The 24,298-nt window shown below is 72.6% G+C and carries 17 protein-coding genes and 1 pseudogene; 8 read left to right on the top strand and 10 right to left on the bottom strand.

Annotated elements, in window-relative coordinates:
* Positions 1–99: 99 nt before the first annotated feature.
* Positions 100–999, bottom strand: coding sequence for a hypothetical protein (locus tag ABZX30_RS28955; protein WP_355938525.1), 900 nt, complete (start codon positions 997–999; stop codon positions 100–102).
* A 244-nt stretch (positions 1,000–1,243) separates the two neighbouring features.
* Between ABZX30_RS28955 and ABZX30_RS28960 the strand changes: the two genes are divergently transcribed.
* Positions 1,244–3,214 carry a beta-N-acetylglucosaminidase domain-containing protein gene (locus tag ABZX30_RS28960; RefSeq protein WP_355938527.1) on the top strand — a complete coding sequence of 657 codons (1,971 nt, stop codon included), beginning with the start codon at positions 1,244–1,246 and terminating at the stop codon, positions 3,212–3,214.
* Positions 3,215–3,238: 24 nt separating this feature from the next.
* Here ABZX30_RS28960 and ABZX30_RS28965 read toward each other — a convergent pair whose 3' ends face one another.
* The 9 genes from ABZX30_RS28965 to ABZX30_RS29005 form a co-directional block, all read right to left on the bottom strand.
* On the bottom strand, positions 3,239–3,919 hold the full coding sequence (locus ABZX30_RS28965; protein WP_355938529.1) for an NAD(P)-binding domain-containing protein: 681 nt from the start codon (positions 3,917–3,919) through the stop codon (positions 3,239–3,241).
* A 157-nt stretch (positions 3,920–4,076) separates the two neighbouring features.
* Entirely contained in the window at positions 4,077–4,289 is a 213-nt protein-coding gene (locus ABZX30_RS28970; protein ID WP_355938530.1) for an EF-hand domain-containing protein, read from the bottom strand.
* 58 nt (positions 4,290–4,347) lie between these two features.
* Positions 4,348–5,259, bottom strand: a complete 912-nt coding sequence (locus tag ABZX30_RS28975) for a MerR family transcriptional regulator (protein ID WP_355938532.1) — start codon at positions 5,257–5,259, stop codon at positions 4,348–4,350.
* 48 nt (positions 5,260–5,307) lie between these two features.
* Positions 5,308–6,489 carry a beta-propeller fold lactonase family protein gene (locus tag ABZX30_RS28980; RefSeq protein WP_355938534.1) on the bottom strand — a complete coding sequence of 394 codons (1,182 nt, stop codon included), beginning with the start codon at positions 6,487–6,489 and terminating at the stop codon, positions 5,308–5,310.
* A complete protein-coding gene (locus ABZX30_RS28985) occupies positions 6,489–7,286 on the bottom strand; it encodes a polysaccharide deacetylase family protein (protein ID WP_355938536.1) in 798 nt (265 codons plus the stop codon). Before ABZX30_RS28985 ends, ABZX30_RS28980 begins: the two co-directional genes overlap by 1 nt.
* A 120-nt stretch (positions 7,287–7,406) precedes the next feature.
* A complete protein-coding gene (locus ABZX30_RS28990; RefSeq protein WP_355938538.1) occupies positions 7,407–7,910 on the bottom strand; it encodes an ATP-binding protein in 504 nt (167 codons plus the stop codon).
* 276 nt (positions 7,911–8,186) lie between these two features.
* Positions 8,187–8,954: an enoyl-CoA hydratase-related protein gene (locus ABZX30_RS28995; protein WP_355938539.1), complete on the bottom strand. Its 768-nt coding sequence runs from the start codon at positions 8,952–8,954 to the stop codon at positions 8,187–8,189.
* Between the two features lie 224 nt (positions 8,955–9,178).
* Positions 9,179–10,429, bottom strand: a complete 1,251-nt coding sequence (locus ABZX30_RS29000) for an Ig-like domain-containing protein (protein WP_355938541.1) — start codon at positions 10,427–10,429, stop codon at positions 9,179–9,181.
* 158 nt (positions 10,430–10,587) lie between these two features.
* Positions 10,588–11,820: an Ig-like domain-containing protein gene (locus tag ABZX30_RS29005; protein WP_355938543.1), complete on the bottom strand. Its 1,233-nt coding sequence runs from the start codon at positions 11,818–11,820 to the stop codon at positions 10,588–10,590.
* A 150-nt stretch (positions 11,821–11,970) separates the two neighbouring features.
* On the opposite strand from ABZX30_RS29005, the gene glgX reads away from it, so the two are divergent.
* From glgX to ABZX30_RS29040, 7 genes and pseudogenes are all read left to right on the top strand, one after another.
* A complete protein-coding gene (gene glgX / locus ABZX30_RS29010) occupies positions 11,971–14,199 on the top strand; it encodes a glycogen debranching protein GlgX (protein ID WP_355938545.1) in 2,229 nt (742 codons plus the stop codon).
* Positions 14,200–14,315: 116 nt separating this feature from the next.
* Complete coding sequence (locus tag ABZX30_RS29015) at positions 14,316–16,178, top strand: ABC transporter ATP-binding protein (RefSeq protein WP_355938547.1); 1,863 nt, start codon at positions 14,316–14,318, stop codon at positions 16,176–16,178.
* Positions 16,175–18,040 carry an ABC transporter ATP-binding protein gene (locus tag ABZX30_RS29020; protein ID WP_355938549.1) on the top strand — a complete coding sequence of 622 codons (1,866 nt, stop codon included), beginning with the start codon at positions 16,175–16,177 and terminating at the stop codon, positions 18,038–18,040. Before ABZX30_RS29015 ends, ABZX30_RS29020 begins: the two co-directional genes overlap by 4 nt.
* Positions 18,041–18,124: 84 nt before the next feature.
* Entirely contained in the window at positions 18,125–19,909 is a 1,785-nt protein-coding gene (locus ABZX30_RS29025; RefSeq protein WP_355938551.1) for an ABC transporter ATP-binding protein, read from the top strand.
* 2 nt (positions 19,910–19,911) lie between these two features.
* A complete protein-coding gene (locus ABZX30_RS29030; protein WP_355938574.1) occupies positions 19,912–21,678 on the top strand; it encodes an ABC transporter ATP-binding protein in 1,767 nt (588 codons plus the stop codon).
* Between the two features lie 313 nt (positions 21,679–21,991).
* Positions 21,992–22,375 (top strand): annotated as a pseudogene (locus tag ABZX30_RS29035) (proprotein convertase P-domain-containing protein); the annotation flags it as partial.
* 248 nt (positions 22,376–22,623) lie between these two features.
* On the top strand, positions 22,624–24,288 hold the full coding sequence (locus ABZX30_RS29040; RefSeq protein ID WP_355938553.1) for a M4 family metallopeptidase: 1,665 nt from the start codon (positions 22,624–22,626) through the stop codon (positions 24,286–24,288).
* Positions 24,289–24,298: the final 10 nt, after the last annotated feature.

The raw sequence follows: 24,298 nt of genomic DNA on the forward strand, positions 1-24,298 counted from the left end.
GGGGCGCGCCCCCGCTCTGCGGCTGCGGAGCCGCCGCGCCGGTGGTGGGCGCGGTGGTCGTGGGCTGTGCGGTGGTGGGCGGGGGCGCGGAGGGTGTGCTCATGAGCCGTCCGCGGGACCGGTGCGGTGCGGCGGGGCCGGGTGTCCGTAGTGGTACACGGTCTTGTCGCCGTTCACGTAGTCACCGTGCACGTAGGGACCGTTGACGTAGGGCCCGTTGACGGCCGTCGCACCGTCCCCCACGGCTATCTGGCTGTTCGACACGCCGTTGACGTACGGCGCCGGCGGCGGGACCGGGCTCCCCGGTTCGGTCCCGCCGCCTGCCGCTCCCGCGTGGCCGCCCGTGCCGGGGGTGTCCCCGGGTCTGCTCTCACGTGGCGGCTCCCCCGAGTCCGCGGGAAGTCCGGGCGGCGCCGGGTAGCCGGGTACGGTGACCCAGCCCCGGCGCGGCTCGCCGTGCTTGGTGACGAAGTCGGCGGGCAGGTAGGCCGCCGGGTCGATGCCCGGGTAGCCGCCCTGCACCACCTTCTGGTGGACGTCCTCCGAGACGACCACCACCAGGTGGGCCCGGCCGGCCCGGGCGAGCACCTGCTTGACGGGGCCGGCGTCCACCAGCCGGGCCAGGTCGTTGATGGCGTTGCCGGTCCACAGCTGCCCCTGCTGGATCACCAGGCCCTGGTTGAGCCCGACCCTGAGCCGCATCCGGTGGTCGTGGTTGTACTGGCCGCTGTGCGCCACCAGGGCGTCCTCCAGGCCACGCACCAGCTCACGCAGCAGCCGGGTGGGGCTGGTGCCGATGGGGACCAGCAGCAGCATGCCGTCCCCGCGGTCCTGCCAGGGGCACGCCTCCAGGTCCAGGCCGGCGCGTCGCAGCGCGAACGCGACGACCTGGTGCATGCTCTGGTGCAGCGTCGCCTGCGTGGTCTCCGGGCGCAGACTGAAGTCCTCGATGTCGAGGAGCACGATCCAGTGGGTGAGCGGATCGTCCGGAACCAGCATCTACGACCTCCCGTGCCGGAGCAGGGCTCGCGTGCGCCCCGCGCATAACTGGATAGAACCTGCCGGGGGCAGTGTCTACGCCATCTGGCGCACAATGCCCTCTTGCCGACGAGTTCGCCGATGTTTCCGTCACAACGTCACACGGACGCGTACGATCTCGCCCCGACAATCACGAAACCCCTCGAACGGAAACTGTCGTTCCGTCATAATCTGTGCCCCGAGTGGTAGTTCACTGTCAATGGCAATGCGCAGACAGACGGTGGAGGGGGCCCGGGTGCGACAGTTCCGCGTCCCGCCGCACCTGCTGCTGGGTTTCGTGCTCGGTCTGGTGATCGTGGTGTCCGCCCGCGCCTGCGGCGGTCCGGAGGGGACGGGCGGCACCTCGGCGGCGGCTCCGGCCCCTTCGGCGGGCGGCGGCACGGCCGTGACGCGCGCGGGCGGCGCCCCGGCGGGCCTGCCCGCCCTGTGGCCCGCGCCGCGGAGCGTGCGCCGTGACACCGGTTCGGTGCGGATCGGCCGCAGCGTGGCGGTGCGCTCCGACGCGGGCACCGACACCGCCACGCTGGACGCCGTCACCCGGGCGCTGCGCGCGGGCGGCGCCCGGGAGGTCCGTCTCGGGGACGCGCCGAGGTCCGGGGAGCTGCTGGTCACGGTGACGACGGGCGGTACGCCGAAGGAGCTCTCGGCGCTGGGAGCCGACGGGCCGGGCGGTCTGACCGCCGGCGGATACGTCCTCGCCGTCGGCGGCGACCGCGGCCGGCCCCGGGCCGTCCTCGCCGGGACGGACGCGGCCGGTGCCTTCCACGCCGCCCAGACCTTCGCCCAGCTGGTCCGCCCGGTCGGTTCGACGGCCGCCCGGACCGAGCTGCCCGCCCTCCGCGTGCGCGACTGGCCCGCCACCGCGGCCCGCGGGATCGTCGAGGGCTTCTACGGCAGGCCGTGGTCACCGCGGGAGCGCCTGGAGCAGCTGGACTTCGCCGCCCGCTTCAAGCTCGACACCTACGTCTACGGCCCCAAGGACGATGCCTACCTGCGCGCCCGCTGGCGCGAGCGCTACCCCGAGGCGCGGCTGGCGGAGCTGCGCACCCTGGTCCGGCGGGCGGAGGCCGACCACGTCTCGTTCGTGTACGCCCTCTCCCCCGGCCAGTCGGTCTGCTACTCCTCCGCCGCGGACGCCGCCGCGCTGGCCGGCAAGTTCCGGCAGCTGTGGGACGACGCGGGGGTGCGTGCCTTCGCCGTACCGCTGGACGACATCGACATCGACCGCTGGAACTGCGCGCGCGACGCGACCGTGTACGGCAGCGGGCGGGCCGCGGTCGGGCGGGCGCAGGCGGACCTGCTGAACCGGGTTCGGCGCGAGTTCCTCGCCGCCCGTCCGGGCGCCGCCCCGCTGCTCACGGTGCCCACCGAGTACGACGGGGTGGCCGCGAGTCCGTACAAGTCGGCGTTGGCGGGGCGGCTGGACCGGGGCGTGTCCGTGATGTGGACCGGGCCGCTGATCGTCTCGCCGGCCATCCGCGCCGACCAGGCCCGCGAGGCCGGGCAGCGCTACGGGCACGCGGTGCTGGTGTGGGACAACTACCCGGTCAACGACTACACCGCGCAGCACCTGCTGCTCGGCCCGTACACCGGTCGTGACGCCGGGCTGCCCGGAGCGGTGGCGGGCGTGCTGGCCAATCCGATGCCCCAGGCCGCCGCCTCCGACCCGGCGCTGTTCTCGATGGCCGCGTACACCTGGAACCCCACGGCGTACCGGCCCGCCGACGCGCTCGACGCGGGCCTGGCCGTGCTGGCCGACGGAGACGCGCGGGCGCTCACGGCGCTGCGCGCCTTCGCCGACGTCAACCGGGCCTCCCGGCTGGACTCCGGGCAGGCACCGCGGCTGGCGGCGCTGACGGCGGCGTACTGGCGGGGCGGCGGGAAGGCGGAGCGGGCCCTGCGCGAGCGGCTCACCGTGCTCGCCTCGGTCCCGGACACGGTCCCTGTCTCCCTGCGCACCCCGGCCGCCCCCTGGCTGGCCGCCACCAGGGACTGGGCCCGGGCCGCCCTCGCCGCGCTGGACGTCCGGGCCGGCCAAGGCACCCGGGCCCGGGTGGTGTCCCTGCGGACGGCGGCCCGCTCCCACACGATCGTGGACTGGCGGGGCCGGACCCGTCCGGTGGAGGTGGGCGCCGGGGTACTGGACGCGTTCGTGGCCCGGGTGGTGGGCCAGTAGCCCACGGGCCGGCTCGGCGGGGTCCTAGGAATCCTGGGAGTCCTGGCCCCGGAAGTCCGCCGGGCGCTCCTCGGAGGCCTCCGTCAGGGCTTTTCGCACGGCGTCCACGCCCGCCCGCAGGCCGTACACCGGGGTGCCGGGCTGCTGGCGCCAGGAGGTGTCGATGCCGCCCGCGTCGACCGTGTCGAAGCCGAGTTCGTCGATCAGCGCGCGGACCTTCGCCTTGGCCGCCGCGTCGTCGCCGGCCACCGGCAGGGCGATGCGGTCGGGGGCGCCGGCCGGGCGCGGGCGTTCGAGGATGTCCTGGGCGTAGGTGCCGTTGAAGGCCTTGATCACGGGGTGTTCGATCTGGCGTTCGGTCCAGCGGCTCTCGGTGAGGCCGTCGTCCTCGATCGCCGCGATACGGCCGTCCCGCTGCCGGGGGTAGTAGTTGCCGGTGTCGATCACGGCCACGCCCTCGGCCGCCCCGTCCAGCAGGCCCTTCGGCAGGCCCGGGACCGCCTTCAGGGGGACCGTGACGACCACGACCTCCGCGCCGCGGGCCGCCTCCTCGACGGGTACGGGCCTCGCGCCCGTCTCCTCGGCCAGTTCGGTGAGCGTGTGCGGACCGCGCGAGTTGGCGACGGAGACGTCGTGGCCGAGGGCGGTGAGCCGCCGGGTGAGGTTGCCGCCGATGTTGCCCGCGCCGATGATGCCGATCTTCATGACAGGCCCTTCCGGATCAATGCATGCGCATACGTTTGCCGTGGGGCGTCAACCTCGGGACCACGGGGGCTATTCCGCGGGGTGCGGCAACCGGGTGAGCGCCTCGGACCCGGAGTACGAGGGGGGCGCCGGGCCGGGCGCCCCCCTTCGGCGTGCGTCACTTGTTCAGGTAGGCCCAGAACTCGTCGAAGGACAGGACCTTGTCGCCGTTGAGGTCACGGGTCCTGATGACGGCCTCGGCCACCGTGTCGGTGACGTTCCAGTCGCCCCCCTGGGCCAGGGCGGACTTGAACTCGGCGGCGGTGATGAAACCGTCCCCGTCCGCATCGATCCGCTGGAACTGCTTGCGTGCTTCCTCGATGTCCGCCACCGATCCGCCCCTTTTGTCGTGCTTCTCTGGTCTTGCCGGCTCACTGCCGCTGGTCAGATTAACCGGCCCCGTCCGCGTCCAGTGCGGCGGCCACCCACGCGAACTCCTCCCGGTGCGCCGGCAGGGGTTGCCCGTGCACCCGGGACAGCAGCTCCCGGTAGCGGGCGAGCCGGCCGTTGAAGGTCGCCCACAGTCGTTCCCGTACGGCGGTCCGGTCGGCGTCGCCGAGCAGTTCCCGCAGGACCGCGTCCGCCTCGGGGGCCTCGGGGGCGATCCCCCGCTCCCGCGCCTCGCCTGCCAGCTCGATGAGGCGCTTGACGAACCAGAGCGAGGCTCCGGCGGGCACGTCGGGCCCGCGCTCGGCCGCGTTGAGCTCGGTCGCCCTGCGCATCACCGCCCGGAACTGCGGGTCCCGCACCATCTCGGCCAGCTCCATCCACGCGTCGACCTGCTCGGGCGTCGGGTCGTCCGGCAGGTCCACGGCCGAGCGCCACATCCGCTCCCGGATCTCCGGGTCGAAGGTGTCGAGTCCGTCGAGCATCTCCTCCACGAACTCCTCCATGATCCGCCTGCGCTCGGCGGCCGACATCCGTGCCAGTCTGTTCATCAGGGTCATCTCCTCCGCGCTCGATCCGCGCCGCGCCACGGTGGACAGCACCGCCCGGGTCACCTTCAGGGACCGGATCTGCGCGTCGAGGGCGGCCACGTGCGCGGCCGCCACCTTGGCGACCGTCGTCTCCCCGGCCAGCACCCGGCGTACATGGCCGAGGCCGAGGCCCAGCTCACGCAGGGTGCGGACCAGTTCCAGGCGGGCGACGGACCCGGCGTCGTACAGCCGGTAGCCGCCGGCCGACCGGGCCACCGGGGGCAGGGCGCCCTCGTCGGACCAGTAGCGGATGGTCCGCACGGTGAGGCCGGTGGCCCGGGCCAGCTCGCCGATGGTGAAGAGGGGGGTGCCGTCTGCGCTCACACCGGCGAGTGTGGACCTTCCAGGGGGTGGAGACTCAAGGGCCGCCGCTCAGCGGAAGATGCCCGTGTGGCCGAGCGAGTAGCGGCCCGGCTGGGGGTAGACGGCCAGACCGTGCGGGCCGCCGCCGACCGGGATGCGGGCCAGTTCGGTGCCGGTGCGGGTGTCGATGGCGTACACCTCGGAGTCGTAACGTCCGGACAGCCACAGGACCTTGCCGTCCGCGGAGACCCCGCCCATGTCGGGGCTGCCGCCGCCGGGCAGGCGCCACTTCTTGGTCAGCCTGTTGGCGGGGAAGTCGAAGACGGAGATGGTGCCCTCCCCCCGGTTGGAGATGTACATCTCGCGGGAGTCGCGGCTGACGTACAGCCCGTGGGCGCCCTTGCCGGTGGGCAGGAAGCCGGGCTTGCCGAAGGTGTCGCCGTCGAGGGTCCACACGCCGTTCGCCATCATGTCCGCCACGTAGAACCGCTTGCCGTCGGGCGAGACCTTGACGTCCTGCGGCATCGCGCCGGCCAGCGGCAGTTTCTGCCGGTCGATCACCTTCATCCGCTCGGTGTCGACCTTGAGCAGGTCGCCGCTGAACTCGCAGGAGACGATGAAGTACCGGCCGTCGAGGGAGAAGTCGGCGTGGTTGACGCCGCCACAGGCGACCGGGACGGCCTTCACCTTCTTCATGGTGTGGGCGTCGCGGAAGACCAGCTCGCGGTCGAGGGAGGCCATCACGATGGCGTACTTGCCGTTCGGCGTGAAGTACAGGTTGTAGGGGTCGTGGACGTCGACCGGTTTGCCCGCCTTCCCCGTCCTGGGGTCGAGGGGCGTGAGGGAGTTGCCCTTGTCGTTGTTGACCCAGAGCGTCTTCAGGTCCCAGGAGGGCACCACGTGCTGGGGCTGCCGGCCCACCGGGATCGTCTCGACGACCTCGTACGTCTTGGGATCGATCACGGAGACGGTGTCGGAGTTGGTGTTGGGCACGTAGACCCGGGAGGGGAAGTCCTTCACCGCCGGTGAGAGCCGGTTCGGGCGGTCGGCGGCGTACACGTCGGCCGGGTCGAGCACGGGAGGCATCCCGGGCAGAGCGCCGACCTGCGCGTCCCGCACGGGCGGCCGGACGGGCGCCGTGGTGCGGGAGATCCGCTCCTTGTGGTCTCCGCCACCGCACGCGGACAGCAGGGTCAGGGCGGCGAGGGCACAACCGGCGGCCAGGGCGCGGGCGGCGTGGGTGGGATGCATCAGCTCAGCAGCTCCGTGGTGGTGACCGCGCGCAGCCCGCGGCGGCCGAGTTCTTGGAGGACGGCGGGGAGGGCGACGACCGTGTCGGGATACCCGAAGTGCAGGCTCACCACGGAGCCCGCGCGGACCTGGTCCAGGACCGTGCGGGTGATGGCGGGGGCGCCGGGCCGGGTGTAGTCCAGCGAGTCGACGTCGTACGACAGCACGTGCGGGTAGCCGGCCTCCTGGGCCAGCCGGGCGACCATCGCGGAGGCGGTGGGCGCGCGCGAGGGCCGGAACCAGCTGCCGATGGAGCCGGTGAGCCGCCGGAGCCGGTCCGCGCAGGCGCTGATCTCGGTGCGGGCGCCGGCCTCGGACATGGCGTTGATCGCGAGGTGGCGCTGGGTGTGGTTGCCCAGGTCGTGGCCGCCGTCCAGGACGCGGCGGGCCAGGTCGGGGTGCTCGTCGAGCCAGCTGCCGACGGCGAGGACGGTGATCCGGGCGCCCTGCCGTTCGGCCTCGGTCAGCAGGCGGCGGGCGAGGGCGGGTTCGCCCTGGCCGTGGAAGGTGAGGGCGACGGCGGCACCGGTGCGCGGGCCGTGGGTGATCTGGTCCGGCTGCCGGGGAAAGGCGCGCGGGGACGGGGCCGGCCGGGGTGTGGCCGCCGGACTGCCGGGGCCGTGCGGCCGCGAGGCGGACGCGGCGGTCCCGGCAGGGCGTGCGGGGCCGCCGGTCTCCGTGCAGCCGACGGGGAGCGCACCCCCGGCGACGAGCCCTGCGCCCGCCCGGAGTGCCCGGCGTCGGTTGGTGGTGGTCACCCACCCATTTAAGGGGCGCACAGCGGAAAATCCGCACATTGGCCCCATCGGGTGACGCGTTCGGGTCGCGGCGGCTTCGCACCCCTCGTCCGGCGCTGGGGACGAGCCCGATCGGCGGCCCTAGCGGTCGGCGACGCGCATCTCGAACCAGGTCGTCTTGCCGCGCGGCAGCAGGTCCACGCCCCAGCGGTCGGACAGCTTCTCGACCAGGAACAGGCCCCGCCCGCTGATGTCCGTCTCCTGAACCGGCATCAGACAGGGCAGTCCCCGGGAGGGGTCGCGGACCTCGACGCGGAGCCAGCCGCGGCGGCGGCGCATGCGGAGGCCGAAGACACGGGCGCCGGTGTGCCGTACTGCGTTGCCCACGAGTTCGGAGACGAGCAGGACGACGTCCTCCGCCACCTTCGGGGTGAGCGCCCACTGACGCAGAACGACGACCTGGGCGAGTCTGCGGGCGGTGGCCGCAGACTCCGGGCGGGACGGGAGCGTAACCTCGGCCTCCGTCGGATTGCCGAACAACTCGACTGCTTTGAGCGCCCGTTCGTCCTCGACCGCAGGCGACCAGCGTGCCGCGGTCGCACGGCCGTGTCCCCGCGGCTGTTCGATGCCCTCCAGCCCCGCCATGCCCCCATCATGGCCGTCCGCAGCGTCCTTGGGGGCCGTTCCGGAGGAATACGCCCCCTGGGTGCCACTGACCCTCCGGATCTCATTGGCATATGCCAGAGGCGTTCCAGAGTGATGGTCACCCCGTTCGACCTGCGCCGACGGCTCGCGCCGGGGCAAGCGCCGGGTCCCCCCGACAGGACAGGCTCAAGGTTGCTTCAAGGTTCCCGTAAACCGCCCCATCGGGGGACCCGGATCAGACGCCGCGTCAATTGCACGTACCCACGGGCGAGAAGTTCAGAGGAACTTGGCCTTGCCCGGGCCCTCCTCCACGAAGCTGCGCATGCCCCGCTCGCGGTCCTCGGTGGCGAACAGCCCCGCGAACCAGTTCCGCTCGACGGCGAGCCCGGTCTCGAGGTCGGTCTCCACGCCCGTGTCGATCGACTCCTTCGCCGCGCGCAGCGCGATCGCCGGGCCCTGCGCCAGCTTCGCGGCCCAGGCGTGCGCCTCGGCGTACACCTCGACGGCCGGGACCACCCGGTCCACCAGGCCGATCGTCAGCGCCTCGTCGGCCTTCACCATGCGGCCCGTGAAGATCAGGTCCTTGGCCTTGGAGGGGCCGACCAGCCGGGGCAGCCGCTGGGTGCCGCCCGCGCCCGGGATCAGGCCGAGCAGGATCTCCGGCTGGCCGAGCTTGGCATTGTCGGCGGCGATGCGGTAGTCGGCGCACAGGGCCAGTTCACAGCCGCCGCCCAGCGCGTATCCCGTGACGGCCGCGACCACCGGCTTGGGGATGCGGGCCACGGCGGTGAAGGAGTCCTGCAGGGCGCGGGCGCGCAGGACCATCGCGGTGTGGTCCATGGCCTGCATCTCCTTGATGTCCGCACCCGCCGCGAACACCTTCTCACCGCCGTAGATCACCACGGCGCGCACGTCGTCGCGGCGCGTGGCCTCCTCGGCGAGCTCCTTGAGCCGGTCCTGTGTGGCGACGTCCAGGGCGTTCATGGGCGGGCGGTCGAGACGGATCGTGCCGACGCCTTCGGCGACTTCGAGAGAGACGGTCATGCAGGCAGGTTAACGGGGACTAACGGCGACCGGGTCGGTGCGGTCCGTCACACCGGCCGGGGGTCCGGGGGTCGCCCCCGGGCAGACACAGCACGGGGACCAACGGCGACCGGGTCCGTGCGGTCCGTCACACCGGCCGGGGCAGGCACGGTACGGGGCCGACGGGAGCGGGCCCGGTGCTGTTCTTCGCAGCGCCGGGCCCGCTCCCTTCGGTCAGCGGGGGCTCACGCCTTCCACTTGTCCCACGACATGTTCCAGCCGTTGAGCCCGTTGTCCGGGTCCACGGTGCGGTCGTGGGAGTGCTTGACGACCACCACGTCACCGATCATCGAGTGGTTGAAGAACCAGGCCGCCGGAACGCCCTTGTCGTAGCCGCCCTTGACGTCGCGCAGGCCCACGCAGCCGTGGCTGGCGTTGTAGTTGCCGAAGGCACCGCCGCCCCAGTAGTTGCCGTGGATGAAGGTGCCGGAGGTGGTCAGGCGGATGGCGTGCGGCACGTCCTTGATGTCGTACTCGCCGCCGTAGCCGACGGTCTCGCCGTTCATGCGGGTCACGGCGAGCTTCTCGCTCATGACCATCTGGCCGTTCCAGGTGTCGTAGCCGGGCTTGCCGGTGGTGACCGGGATGGTCTTGACGACCTTGCCGTCCTGGGTGACCTTCATCGTGTGCTTCTTGGCGTCCACGACGGAGACCTGGTTGCGGCCGATGGTGAACTTCACCGTCTTGGACTGCTTGCCGTAGACGCCGTCGCGGCCCTCGACGCCGTCGAGGTTCAGCTTGACGGTGACCTTGGTGCCGGACTTCCAGTACTCCTCGGGCCGGAAGTCCAGACGGTCGTTGCCGAACCAGTGGCCCTCGACGTCGACGGCCGGCTCGGTCTTGATCTGGATCGCCTTCTCCACGTCCCCGGGGTGGGTGATCCCCCGGGTGAAGCGTATGGAGAACGGCATGCCGACGCCGACCGTGGAACCGTCCTCGGGGGTGAAGTAGCCGACGAAGGTGTTCTTCGGGGTCAGCGTGGTGAAGCTGGAGTCCTCGGCCGCCTCGCGGCCCGCGGAGTCCTTGGCGACCGCGTGCACCGTGTACTTGGTGGCGGCGGCCAAGTGGCCGGCGGGCTTCCAGCCGGTGCCCCCACCGGTGATCGTGCCCGTGACCGCGGTGCCCTTGTCGTCCTTCACCTCGACCGCGGTCAGCTTGCCCTTGCCGGCGCTGACCTCGAGGGCGCCGCTGGTGTCGACCTCCGTCGCACCGGACTTGGGCGAGATGGTCACCACGGCCTCGGACTGCTTGCTCTGCCCGGCGGAGCCCTTGCCCTTGCCCTTGCCGTCGCCGGACCCGGACGCGGACCCCGAACCCGAGTGGCCCGCACCGCACGCGGTGACGGCCATGAGCAGGACGCCGGACATGAGCACCGGCCAGCCCTTCCGGCCCCGTCGGCCCCCCGCCGACGCCCCCGATATCGGCCGTATGTTCAAGTTGTTCTCCCCTCCCCGGGCCAGAATCGGACCCGCACCCCGGCGCGCCCCAAGCACGCATCGGCGCATACTAACCGCCGGGTTTTGGGCATGGCGTCAGCCGTTGGTCACCGTTTTGTCGCAACATCAACCAGCCGCGGCACCGGGCGACCTGGCCGTCAGCCGAGCGCGCCGCCCGCCTTCCACTCCTTCCATCCCATGTTCCACCCTCCGAGGCCATTGTCGGGAGCGACCTTTTTGTCATTGCTGTGCACGACCTCGATGACGTCCCCGACCAGACTGCGGTCGAAGAACCAGCCCGCGGGCGTGTCCGAACCGCCGCCCTTGACGTCCCTGAGGCCCACGCAGCCGTGGCTGACGTTGACGTTCCCGGGGGCGTCCGGGGCCCAGTAGTTGCCGTGCACGAAGGTGCCGGAGTCGGTGAGCCGCATGGCGTGCGGCACGTCGGGGATGTCGTACTCGCCGCCGAAGCCGACCGTCCGGCTGTTCATGCGGGTGACGTCGAGCATCTCCATCACCACCATCTTCCCGTTGTAGGTGGTGGTCTTGGGGGCGCCGGCGGTGATGGGCACGGTGGCGAGCAGTTCGCCGTCCCTGCGTACCTCCATGGTGTGCTCGGCCGCGTCCACCACCGAGACCTGGCTGCGGCCGACGGTGAAGGCGACCGTCTTGTACTGCAGCCCGTACACCCCGCGCGCCGCCTCCACGTCGCGCAGCCGCAGGTCGACGGTGACCTGGGTGCCGGGCTTCCAGTAGTGCTCGGGGCGGAAGTCCAGGCGGTTCTTGCCGAACCAGTGCGGGCGGATCTCCACCGGGGGCTGCGCGGTGACGCGCACGGCCCGCTCGACGGCGGCCCGGTTCTCGATCTCCCGGTTGAAGGACAGCGAGACGATCATCCCGGTGCCGACGGTGGCGCGGTTCTCGGGGGTCACGTACCCGATGAACCGCTGGTCGGGGACGTACGTCGTGAAGGTGGTGTGCCGGGCCGAGCGGTGCCCGTCGCCGTCCAGCGCCACCGCGTCGACGGTGTACCTGGCGGCGAGCGCCAGCCTGGGTTCGTCCGGCTCCCAAGTCGTGCCGTCGGCGGTCAGCCGGCCGGGCACCCGGGTCTCCCGGGCGTCCTGGGAGCGGCGTACGGTCACCGACTCCAGGCGTCCGCCGGGCACCCGGACCCGCAGCCGCTGGTCGGGGCGGACGTCCTTGCTGCCGTCGTCCGGGGAGACGCGGATGGTGTCCTGGGGGGCCGGGGGTTTGCCGAGGACCCGGTCGACGCCGATGTCGTCGGGGATGTCCGGACCGCAGCCGGTGGCACCGGCCAGCAGTCCCGCCCAGGTCAGTACCGCGGCCAATGCGACGCTCGCGCGCCGTGCGCGCCCTTGTGCATGCCTCACGGGGGACTCAACGATCGTCCCCGCCCTGGGGAAACGTGAGTGCGACGCTAGCTCTGGGCAGAACAGTGGGGAGGACGACGCGACGGGGCGCACGGCGGGACCCGGCGTGCCCGTTTCCACGTCGTTCCACGAGCCGCAGGAGGCTGATCCGTGACCAGCTCGGCCGAGCAGCAGGTAGTGGCGGACCAGCGCGCCGCAGTGGTGAACGGCACCCGGCGCGCCGCGCCGCCCGCCGTGCCGGTCCGGCCGGGCGCGCCCACTCCGCTGGGCGCGCGCTTCCGGGTGGGGCCGGACGGGGTGGCCGGCACCAACTTCGCGCTGTGGGCGGCCGGCGCGGAGGCGGTCCAGCTGTGTCTGTTCGACGAGGGCGGACGGGAGACGCGCGTTCGCCTGACCGAACTGACGCACGAAATCTGGCACGGTTTCGTGCCCGGTGTGCTGCCCGGGCAGCGTTACGGCTACCGGGTGGACGGCCGCTGGGACCCGTGGATCGGCGCCCGCTGGAATCCGGCGAAGCTGCTCCTCGACCCGTACGCGCGCGCGGTGGACGGTGAGTTCGGCCTGCCGGCGGAGGTGTACGGGCATGTGCGGGACTGGCCGGAACAGCATGTCGCGGACACCGTGCGCGACGACCGGGACTCGGCACCGTACGTCCCCAAGGGCGTCGTGGTGCACGACGACGAGGACTGGGCCGACGACCGCCGCCCCAAGACCCCGTGGGCGGACTCCGTCATCTACGAGCTGCACGTCCGCGGCTTCACCAAGCTGCACCCCGGCATCCCGGAGCACCTGCGCGGCACGTACGCGGGTCTGGCGCACCCCGCCGCCGTCGAGCACCTGGTGAAGCTGGGCGTCACGGCCGTCGAGCTGCTGCCCGTGCACCAGTTCGCGCACGAGGACCACCTGCTGCGCCGCGGCCTGAGGAACTACTGGGGCTACAACTCCATAGGCTACTTCGCCCCGCACGCCGCCTACGCGGCCTCCGGTACGGCCGGCCAGCAGGTCGGCGAGTTCAAGCGCATGGTCCGGGCGCTGCACGCGGCCGGCATCGAGGTCATCCTCGACGTGGTCTACAACCACACGGCCGAGGCGGGCGAGCTGGGCCCGACGCTCTCCCTCAAGGGCATCGACAACCGCGGCTACTACCGCCTCCAGGACGACGCCCGCCGCTACGCCGACTACACGGGCTGCGGCAACACCCTGCACGTCGTCCAGCCCCAGGTCCTCCGCCTGATCACCGACTCCCTGCGCTACTGGGTGACGGAGATGGGAGTGGACGGATTCCGCTTCGACCTGGCCGCCGCGCTGGCCCGCTCGATGCACGACGTCGACATGCTCTCCCCGTTCCTCGCCGTGATCGCGCAGGACCCGGTGCTGCACCGGGTGAAGCTGATCGCCGAGCCGTGGGACATCGGCTCCGGCGGCTACCAGGTGGGCGCCTTCCCCCCGCTGTGGACGGAGTGGAACGACCGCTACCGCGACGCCGTCCGCGACTACTGGCGCGGCGCGCTGCCCGACGTACGCGACCTCGGCTACCGCCTGTCGGGCTCCAGCGACCTGTACGCCTGGGGCGGCCGACGCCCCTACGCCTCCGTCAACTTCGTCACCGCGCACGACGGCTTCACCCTCCGCGACCTCGTCTCCTACGAGCGCAAGCACAACGGGGCGAACGGCGAGGGCAACCGGGACGGCGCGAACGACAACCGCGCCTGGAACTGCGGGGCGGAGGGGGAGACGGACGACGAGGGCGTACGGGCCCTGCGCCGCCGCCAGCTGCGGAACCTGCTGACCACCCTCCTGCTCTCCACCGGGGTCCCCATGCTGGTGGCGGGCGACGAGCTGGGCCGCACCCAGCACGGCAACAACAACGCCTACTGCCAGGACAACGAGATCAGCTGGCTCGACTGGTCCCTGCGGGACGACCCGGACTGGAGCCCCCTGTTCGATCTGACCTCCCGTCTGATCGCCCTGCGCCACCGCCACCCGGTGCTGCGCCGCCGCGCCTTCTTCTCCGGCCGCTCCCAGTCGGCGGACGGCCTGCGCGACCTGGCCTGGTTCACCCCCCGGGGCACGGAGATGACGGAGGGCGACTGGTACGCGCCCGCCGCCACCCTCGGCATGTACCTCTCCGGACGCGACATACCCGGCCGGGACGAACGGGGCGCGCCCATACTCGACGACAGCTTCCTCACCGTCCTCCACGCGGGCGACGCCCCCACCCCCTTCGTCCTGCCCGGCCCCCCGTGGGCGGAGCGCTACGAGGTGGTCGTCGACACCTCACGCGAGGACCAGGGCGAGGCCCCGGCGGTGGTGCACGGGGCGGGCACGGAGATCACGGTGCCGGGGCGGGCGGTGCTGCTGCTGAGGGTGACCGGCTGAGCGGCCACCGGGACCCGCTGGCCGAAGATTTCACGCAGGTAGGAGGACTGTCGGACGATTCCGGTCCGGCCAAAACTCGGTGGGCGTCGTCAGTGGCGGTCCGTAGGCTCGCGGTGATGCCCACGACACGTGCAACCACCGCCGAAGACCGTTCGACCGTCCGTGTGCTGCTACGCCTGTGGCCATACGTCCGGCCCGCGCGGATACGCTGGTCCGCCGCCGCGTTCGTCGCGGTCGTGGCCTCCTGTACGGGGCTGGTCATCCCGCTCGTGCTGAAGTGGCTGGTGGACGGGCCGGTCGCCGACCGGGACCCGCGGGGAGTGTGGCTGGGCGCGCTGTACCTGCTGTTGCTCGGCCTCGCGGAGGCGTTGCTGTTCGGGCTGCGACGGTGGCTGGTGGCGCGGCCGTTGTCGCACGTCGAGGCGGAGCTGCGGGCGGGGCTGTACCGGCATCTGCAGCGGCTGCCGGTGGCCTTCCACGACCGCTGGGCCTCCGGCCAGCTGCTCTCGCGGGCCACCACCGACCTGATGCTGCTGCGCCAGTTCCTGGCCTTCCCGTTGACCTTCCTGCTGGTCAACTCGGTCACGATCCTCGTCGGTGTGGTCATCATGCTGATGCAGGACCGGGTGCTGGGACTGGTGATCCTGGGCCCGGCCGTGCCCGTGATGGTGACCTGCTTCGTCTTCGAACGGCGGTACGCCCAGGTGGCGCGGCAGGCCCAGGACCAGGTCGGGGACCTGACGACGGTCGTGGAGGAGAGCGTCCTCGGCATCCGCGTCATCAAGGGGTTCGGACGGCACCGCAGCCAGGCGCGGGCGTTTGGGGAACTGTCGGCCGGGCTGCGCGGGACGGAGCTGCGCAAGGCCCGGCTGCTGGCGGCGATCTGGGGGGTGATCGTCACCCTGCCGGAGCTCGCGATCGGGGTGACGCTGGTGTGGGGGGCCGTACGGGTGGCGGACGGTCAGCTGTCGGCGGGGACGCTGGTGGCGTTCCTGTCGACGGCCCTCGCGCTGCGCTGGCCCGTGGACTCCATCGGCTTCCTGCTGGCGATGAGCCAGGAGGCGGCGACCGCCACGCAACGGTACTTCGAGGTACTGGACGAGGAGCCGGAGTCCGAGGGCGCCGACGTGACCGCGCCCGCCGACAGGGACGAGGGCATCCGGTTCCACGGTGTCCGCTTCCGCTACCCCGACGCCCCGCCCGGCTCCCCTCCCGTCCTCGACCGCGTCGACCTGCACATCCGCCGCGGCGAGTCCATGGCCCTGGTCGGAGCGACCGGCAGCGGCAAGACCACCCTCACCGCGCTGGTCCCCCGGCTGCACGAGGTCACGTCGGGCCGGATCACGCTGGACGGCGTGGACATCACCGCGATGTCCCGCGCCCGGCTGCGCTCCCGGGTCGCCGTCGCCTTCGAGGAGCCCACGCTGTTCTCGGCGAGCGTCGGCGACAACGTTCTCATGGGCGCGGGCGACGACGCCGGCGCCCCGGAGCTGGAACGGGCGCTCGCCGTCGCCCAGGCCGGGTTCGCGCACAGGCTGCCCCAGGGCACCGACACCCAGGTCGGCGAGCAGGGCCTGAGCCTGTCCGGCGGGCAGCGGCAGCGGCTGGCGCTGGCCCGGGCCGTGGTCGGCAGACCCCCGTTCCTGGTCCTCGACGACCCGCTGTCCGCGCTCGACGTGCACACCGAGGCCGCGGTCGAGGCCGCGCTGCGCCGGGTCCTCGCCGACACCACCGCGCTGATCGTGGCCCACCGCCCGTCCACGGTGCTGCTCGCCGACCGGGTCGCCCTGCTCTCGGGGGGCCGCATCGCCGCCGTCGGCACCCATCAGGAACTCCTGCGCTCCAACGCCGAGTACGCCCACCTGATGTCCGGCGTCGAGTCCGGCGCGGAGCACGGCGAGGAGTCCGGGGAGAAGTCCGTGAAGGTGCCCGGGGAGAAGTCCGTGAAGGTGCGCCGGGAAGAGGAGGACGCACGATGACCGCCGCCCCCACCACGTCGGTCCCCACCCCCGACGAGGAGGAGGAACTCCCCCGCCCGCCCGCCGCCGAGGACCCCTTCGACCGCGACGTCCTGCCCACCCCGCCCGGCGCCACGGCGGCCCTGCTGCGGTCGCTGCTCGCCCCGATGCGGACCCGGGTGGCGGGCACCACGCTGTTGCTGCTGCTCCAGCAGGCGGCCGTCCAGGCGGGCCCGCTGCTGGTGGCGTACGCCCTGGACCGGGCCGTGCCGGCGCTGCGCGAGCACGGCGACCACGGGCCGCTGATCGCGGTGGGCGCCGGCTATCTGCTGTGCGCGCTGGTCTCCGGGGCGCTGCAGTTCGCGTTCATCGAGGCCTCCGCCCGGGTCAACCAGGACGTGCTGCTGGATCTGCGCGGCCGTATCTTCCGGCACGCGCAGGCGCTGAGCGTCGACTTCCACGAGCGGTACACCTCCGGCCGGCTCATCTCCCGGGCCACGACGGACGTCGAGTCGCTGCGGGAGCTGCTCAGCGAGGGCTTGCAGGAACTCGTCACGGTCGTCCTGTCCTTCGTGTACATCGCGGCGATGCTGCTCTGGCTGGACCTGGGCCTGGGCGCGGTCGCGGTGGCCTCCTTCGTACCGCTGTACCTGCTGGTGCGGATGTACCGGCGGCGCGCGGGGCGGGTGTTCCGGGCCCGCTCCACGGCGATCGCTGCGGTGATCGTCAAGTTCGTCGAGACGATGAACGGCATCCGGCCGGTGCGCGCCTTCCGCCGCGAGGCCGTGAACGACGCCGGTTTCCGGGTGCTGAACCGGCGGCACGAGCGGACCAACGGCGACGCCCTGCTGGAGATGGCCCGCTACGTGGTCGGCTCCCGGCTGGTGGCCAACACTGCCGTGGCGGGAATCGTGCTGTGGGGCGCCTACCGGGTGGCCTCGGGTTCGCTGGCGCTGGGCGTGCTGGCGGCGGCGGTGCTGTACCTGCGGCGGCTGTACGACCCCATCGACCGGCTGGGCATGTTCCTGAACTCCTACCAGTCGGCGGCGGCCTCCCTGGAGAAGATCGCGGGCCTGCTGGCGCAGACGCCGTCCGTGCCGGAGCCGTCACGCCCCAGGCAGCTTCCGGTCCTCGAGGGCGAACACCCCGGACGCGAGGTCGTCTTCGACGGCGTCGGGTTCTCCTACCGCACCGGCGGCGAGGTGCTGCCCCGCTTCGACCTGACGATCCCCGCCGGACAGACGGTCGCGGTCGTCGGCTCCACGGGCGCGGGCAAGTCGACGCTGGCCAAGCTGCTGGCCCGGTTCTACGACCCCTCCGCGGGCCGGGTCCTGCTGGACGGCGTGGACCTGCGCGAGCTGGCCGTGCCCGAACTGCGGCGCGGAGTGATCATGGTGACGCAGGAGGCGTTCCTGTTCTCCGGCACGGTCGCCGACAACATCGCCATCGGGCGGCCGGACGCGACCCGCGAGGAGATCGAGCGGGCGGCGAAGGCGATCGGGGCGCACGAGTTCATCGGCGCGCTGCCCGACGGGTACGACACGGACGTCCGCAAGCGGGGCGGGCGCATTTCGGCCGGGCAGCGCCAACTGGTGGCGTTCGCACGCGCGTTGCTGGCCGATCCGGCGGTGCTGATCCTGGACGAGGCGACCAGTTCGCTGGACGTGCCGGGTGAACGCGCGGTGCAGCGGGCCATGTCGACGGTGCTGCGGGGCCGTACGGCGGTGGTGATCGCGCACCGCCTGTCCACGGTGGAGATCGCCGACCGGGTCCTGGTGATGGAGCACGGCCGGATCGTCGAGGACGGCGAGCCGGCCGAACTGATCGCGGGCACGGGCAGGTTCGCGGACCTGCACCGGGCGTGGCGGGACAGCCTGGCGTAGCGGAGCGCGGTCGCGGAGCGCGGTCGCGGAGTACGGAAGCCAGGTCACCTAGCCCGGTCGCGGAGCCGGGGGAACGGGGGACGGATGATCGACGCGTACGAGGATCCCGGCACGCCCGACTGCCGTGGCGGCTGGTGGTACCTGTGGTGGCTGGTGCGCTGCCAGCCCGGCCGGTCGCTCGCCGGGGCGCTGCTCGGCAGTGCCTGGATGACGCTGCTGGCCGCGACGCCGTACCTGATGTCCCGGGCGATCGACGACGGGCTGGTGCCGGGCGACCTGGGCGCGCTCGCCCGGTGGACGCTGGTGCTGTTCGCGGTCGGGGCGTTCAACGCCTGGCTGGGCGTCATGCGGCACCGGACGATGACGCGGGTGCGGATGGACGCCAACTTCCGCACGGTCAAGGTCGTCGTGGGGCACGCGGTCCGGCTCGGGGCCACGCTGCCGCGCCGGGCCGGGGCCGGAGAGGTCGTGACGATCGGGGTCGGGGACGTGCAGACGATCGCCCAGGCACTGACCGTGGTCGGGCCCGGGGCGGGCTCGGTGGTGGTCTACCTGGTGGTGGCCGGGCTGCTGCTGTCGGTCTCCGCTCCGCTGGCCGCGGTGGTGCTGCTCGGGGTACCGGTGATCGCGCTGCTCACCGGGCCGCTGACCCTGCGGCTGCAGGGCGCGGAGAGCGAGTACCGGGAGCGGCAGGGCGTGCTGGCGGCGCGCATCGGCGACCTGGCGGGCGGGCTGCGCGTACTCAACGGCCTCGGCGGCAAGGGGCTGATCGCAGACGCCTTCCGGAAGGACTCGCAGCGGCTGCGCGCGCAGGGCTACCGGGTGGGCGCCGTGGCCAGCTGGATGCAGGCGCTCGGCATGGGCCTGCCCACGCTGTTCCTGGCCGTGGTGACCTGGCTCGCGGCCCGGCTGGCGGCCCAGGGGTCGCTCACGATCGGCGAGTTGGTGGCCGTGTACGGCTATGTGGCGGTGCTGATCGGGCCGGTGGCGTTCTTCGTGCAGATGGCCTACGACCTGAACCGGGCGGTGGTGGTCGCCCGCCGGGTGGTACGGCTGCTGCGGCTGGAGCCGGAGCCGGACGGGGGTACCCTGCCCGCGCCGGACGGGCCGGCCGAACTGCACGACCCGGCGTCCGGGGTGCGGGTGGCTCCGGGCCGGCTGGTCGGGCTGGTCGCCGTCCGGCCAGCCGAGGCCGCCGCCGTCGTCGACCGCCTGGGCCGGTACGGCCCCACCGGCGCCACCTGGGGCGGGAGGCCGCTCGACGCGGTCCCGCTGGCCGACGTACGGGCCCGGATCCTGGTCGCCGACCACGAGGCGGACCTGTTCGCCGGACCCCTCAGGGAGGTCGTGGCCGCCGGACACACCGCCGACGGGGCCGCGTTGCGCCGGGCGGTGTACGCGGCCGCCGCCGAGGACGTCGTGCGCGGGCTGCCGGACGGGGTGGACTCGGCCGTCGCCGGGCAGGGCCGCAGCCTCTCCGGCGGGCAGCGCCAGCGGATCCGGCTGGTACGGGCGCTGCTGGCCGACCCGGAGGTGCTGCTCGCGGTCGAGCCGACCTCGGCGCTGGACGCGCACACGGAGGCCACGGTGGCCGGGCGGCTGCGGGAGGCGCGGGAAGGCCGTACGACGGTCGTGACGAGCACCTCGCCGCTGGTGCTGGACCGGGTGGACGAGGTGCTGTTCCTGGTGGACGGCAAGGTCGCGGCGAGCGGGCCGCACCGGCGGCTGCTCGCCGAGGAGCCGGCGTACCGGGCACTGGTGGCTCGCTCCGTCGAGGACGACATGGACGAGATGGACGACGTGGACGACGTAGGTGGCACGGACGGCAGGGACGCCGTGCCGGGGACCGCCGAGGAGGCCGTGCGGTGACGATGACGACGGGTGAGGGACTGCTGCCGGTCGCGGACCGGGCCGGGGTGCGGCGGGCGACCGTGCGGCTGGTGCGGGCCGACGGGCGGGCGTTCGCCGCCACGCTGGTGCTCAACGCGCTGGCGGCCGTCGCGGGGCTCGCCGGGCCGTGGCTGGTCGGGCGGATCGTCGACGAGGTGCGGGCGGGACACGGGGCCGGAGCGGTGGACCGGCTGGCGCTGTGGATCCTGCTCTGCTCGCTGGCCCAGTTGCTGCTGGCCCGCTGGGCGCGGTACGTGGGGCACCGGTTCGGGGAGCGGACGCTGGCCCGGGTGCGTGAGCGGTACGTCGGCCGGGTGCTGGCGCTGCCCGCGTCGACGGTGGAGCGGGCCGGTACCGGTGACCTGACCGCGCGCGGCACGGCCGATGTGGCGACCGTCGGCAGCACGCTGCGGGACGTCGGCCCGGAACTGCTGGTGTGCACCGCGCAGGCACTGTTCGTCCTCGGCGCGGTGTTCGCGCTCGACCCGCTCCTCGGTCTGTTCGGAGTGCTCTGCCTGACCCCGATCTGGCTCGCGCTGCGCTGGTACCTGCGCCGGGCCCGGGACGGTTATCTCGCCGAGGGGGCGGCCACCTCCGAGGTCGCCGAGATCGTGGCGTCGACCGCGGCCGGGGCCAGGACGGTCGAGGCGTTCCGGCTGCACGAGCGGCGGATCGCGGCGAGCCGGGACGCGCTGGAGAAGTCCCGCCGCACCCGCTTCTACACGCTCCGCCTGCGGACCGTGTTCTTCCCGGCGGTCGACGTGACCTACACCCTCCCCGTGGCGGGCGTGCTGCTGCTCGGCGGGTGGCTGCACGAGCGCGGCGCGGTGGGGCTGGGCGCGGTGGTGGCCGCCGCGCTGTACCTGCGGCAGTTCACGGAGCCGCTGGACCAGATCCTGATGCGGGTGGAGCAACTGCAGAGCAGCAGCGCTTCGTTCGCCCGGGTGGAGGGGCTGGCGGGGGCACCGCGGGCGGAGGCGGGGGCCGCCCGGTCCGAACCGGCGGACGACCGGATCGACGTGCGCGGGGTGCGGTACGCGTACGAGCGTGGCGGCGAGGTCCTGCGCGGGGTCGACCTGACCGTGCGGCCCGGGGAGCGGCTGGCGGTGGTCGGTCCGTCCGGGGCGGGCAAGACGACGCTGAGCAGACTGCTCGCGGGCGTCGACGCGCCGGGCTCGGGCACGGTGACGGTGGGCGGGGTGCCGGTCGCCGGGCTGGAGCCGGAACGGCTGCGCCGCCAGGTCGTCCTGGTCACCCAGGAGCACCACGTCTTCCTCGGCACGGTCCGGGAGAACCTGCTCATCGCCGAACCGGCGGCCGACGACCAGGCGTTGTGGTCGGCGCTCGCCGCGGTCGGCGCCGACGGCTGGGTGCGCGAGCTGCCGGACGGTCTGGACACCCGCCTGGGCACCGGCGGCCTGGCCACGGACGGCTCGCAGGCCCAGCAGCTCGCGCTCGCCCGGGTCGTGCTGGCCGGCCCGCACACGCTGATCCTGGACGAGGCCACCGCCCTGCTGGATCCGGCCACCGCCCGGCACACCGAGCGCGCGCTGGCCGCCGTACTGCACGGCCGTACGGTCATCGCCATCGCCCACCGCCTGCACACCGCGCACGACGCCGACCGGGTGGCGGTGATGGAGGACGGCCGCCTCACCGAACTCGGCAAGCACCAGGAGCTGGTGGCGGCCGGCGGGGCGTACGCGGCGCTGTGGCGCACGTGGCACGGGGGACAGACGGAACAGGCGTAACAGGCGTAACAGACGTACGCGTCCGTATAGCGAACGCGAACATCCGGTCAACGAACCATTTCCGGACATATTTCTGACGCGCTCCTGACAGACACGCGCGCCACTGCGACCCTTCCCATAGCCGCTTCACAGCGGCCCCACAGTCTCACCGCTGTGATCTCCCCCGGCCGCGCGACGCGTGGCCACGCGGAAGGAGTCCGTGTTGAGAAGCGATCCCTCGCGCAGACGCACCCCCCACACCCGCACTCCCTCCCCCACGGCAGCGCGCCGCCACCGTCGCCCTGACCGGCATGCCCGCACCGGCACCCGCACGGTCGGCTCGCACTCGGGTGGCGGCGGCGGTGGCGGCACCTCGTACGAGAACACCACGCCCGTGTCGATTCCGGACAACGGGCCCGCTGTCACCTCGAACATCACCGTCTCGGGCAGGGGCGAAAACGCGCCAAGCAACCTCCAGGTGACGGTCGACATCAGCCACACCCGGCGGGGCGACCCGGCGATCGATCCGGTCGGCCCGTCGGGCATCTCGTACCGCCCGAAGAACTTCAGTTCCTCCGACTCGGCGGACCATGTGAACGCCGCCTACACGGTGGACGCCTCATTGGAATCAGCCAATGCTACTTGGCAGTTGAGGGCCCAGGACCAGGCCGCACGGGACACCGGGAAGATCAACACCTGGAAGCCGGCCTTCCCGTAGGCCCAGCGTGCGGCACCACGCGCGAGCGTGCGGTCAAGGAGGTCCGCCTCCCCCGACGGCACCCGTTAACAGGGCCGCAACACTGCCCCGAACGCTGCTTTTCAGCCAACATCACCGCAGGGTCATGACATGTACGCGGCGCTGGTGCCACTCTTCCTTCACCCGCCGCACAACACAGCAACTTCACACCGCCACACTCCGGCCAGTATCCCCACGCTGCCCGGACTCCCCCACAAGAAGGAGCTTGAGTGAGCCCCCTCTACGCGCGTCACAAGCGCACCGTTCTGGCCGTCGCCACCACTGTCGCGGCCGGAGCCCTGCTCTCCACCGGACTGGCCACCACCGCCTCCGCCCAGGCCCCGACCGGGTCCGCGGCCGCGAAGCCCCTGGCCGCCGCCCCCACCACGCTGTCCGCCGCCGCCCGCACCAGCCTGATCCAGAAGGCACAGTCCGGCGCCGCCGAGACGGCTCAGCACATAGGCCTGGGCGCCAAGGAGAAGCTGGTCGTCAAGGACGTCGTCAAGGACGTCGACGGCACCGTCCACACCCGCTACGAGCGCACCTACGCGGGCCTGCCGGTGCTCGGTGGCGACCTGGTCGTCCACACCTCCAAGGCGGGCAAGACCGAAGGCGTCACCAAGGCGACGAAGTCGGCCATCAAGGTGACCTCCCTCAAGCCGCAGATCACCGCGTCCAAGGCGGAGAAGCAGGCGCTGACCGCCGCCAAGACCCTCGGCTCCGCCAAGACCGCGGCCGACGGCGCGCGCAAGGTGATCTGGGCCGGCTCCGGCAAGCCCGTCCTCGCCTACGAGACGGTCGTCGGCGGTTTCCAGGACGACGGCACCCCGAACCAGCTGCACGTCATCACCGACGCCGCCACCGGCAAGAAGCTCTTCGAGTACCAGGGCATCGAGAACGCGACCGGCACCGGCAAGACGCTGTACTCGGGCACCGTGAGCCTCACCACCACGCTGTCGGGCTCGACGTACTCGCTGACCGACGCCTCGCGCGGCAGCCACAACACGTACAACCTGAAGCACACCACCAGCTCGGGCACCGGCACGCTGTTCACCAACACCACCAACACGTGGGGCACCGGCACCGCCTCCAGCTCCACCACCGACGAGACGGCGGCCGCCGACGCCGCCTACGGCGCGCAGGAGACCTGGGACTTCTACAAGTCCACCTTCGGCCGCAGTGGCATCAAGAACAACGGCGTCGGCGCCTACTCCCGCGTCCACTACGGCAGCAGCTACGTCAACGCCTTCTGGGACGACAGCTGCTTCTGCATGACCTACGGCGACGGCTCGAGCAACACCCACCCGCTCACCTCGCTCGACGTGGCCGGGCACGAGATGAGCCACGGCGTCACCTCCAACACCGCCGGCCTGAACTACAGCGGTGAGTCCGGCGGCCTGAACGAGGCCACCTCCGACATCTTCGGAACCGGCGTGGAGTTCTACGCCGCCAACTCCTCCGACGTCGGCGACTACCTCATCGGCGAGAAGATCAACATCAACGGCGACGGCTCGCCGCTGCGCTACATGGACAAGCCGAGCAAGGACGGCGGCTCGTCCGACTACTGGTCCTCCTCCGTCGGCAGCAAGGACGTGCACTACTCGTCCGGCGTCGCGAACCACTTCTTCTACCTCCTCTCGGAGGGCAGCGGTTCGAAGACGATCAACGGGGTCTCGTACAACTCCCCGACGTACAACGGCTCCACGGTCACCGGCATCGGCCGCGCCAAGGCGCTGCAGATCTGGTACAAGGCGCTGACGACGTACATGACGTCGACGACCAAGTACTCGGGCGCCCGCACGGCGACCCTGAGCGCGGCGTCCGCCCTGTACGGCTCCGGCAGCACCGAGTACAACGCGGTGGCGGCGGCCTGGACGGCGGTCAACGTCAGCTGACCCCGGCAGG

Source organism: Streptomyces sp. NPDC004542 (genome assembly GCF_040610035.1).
GTDB lineage: Bacteria > Actinomycetota > Actinomycetes > Streptomycetales > Streptomycetaceae > Streptomyces.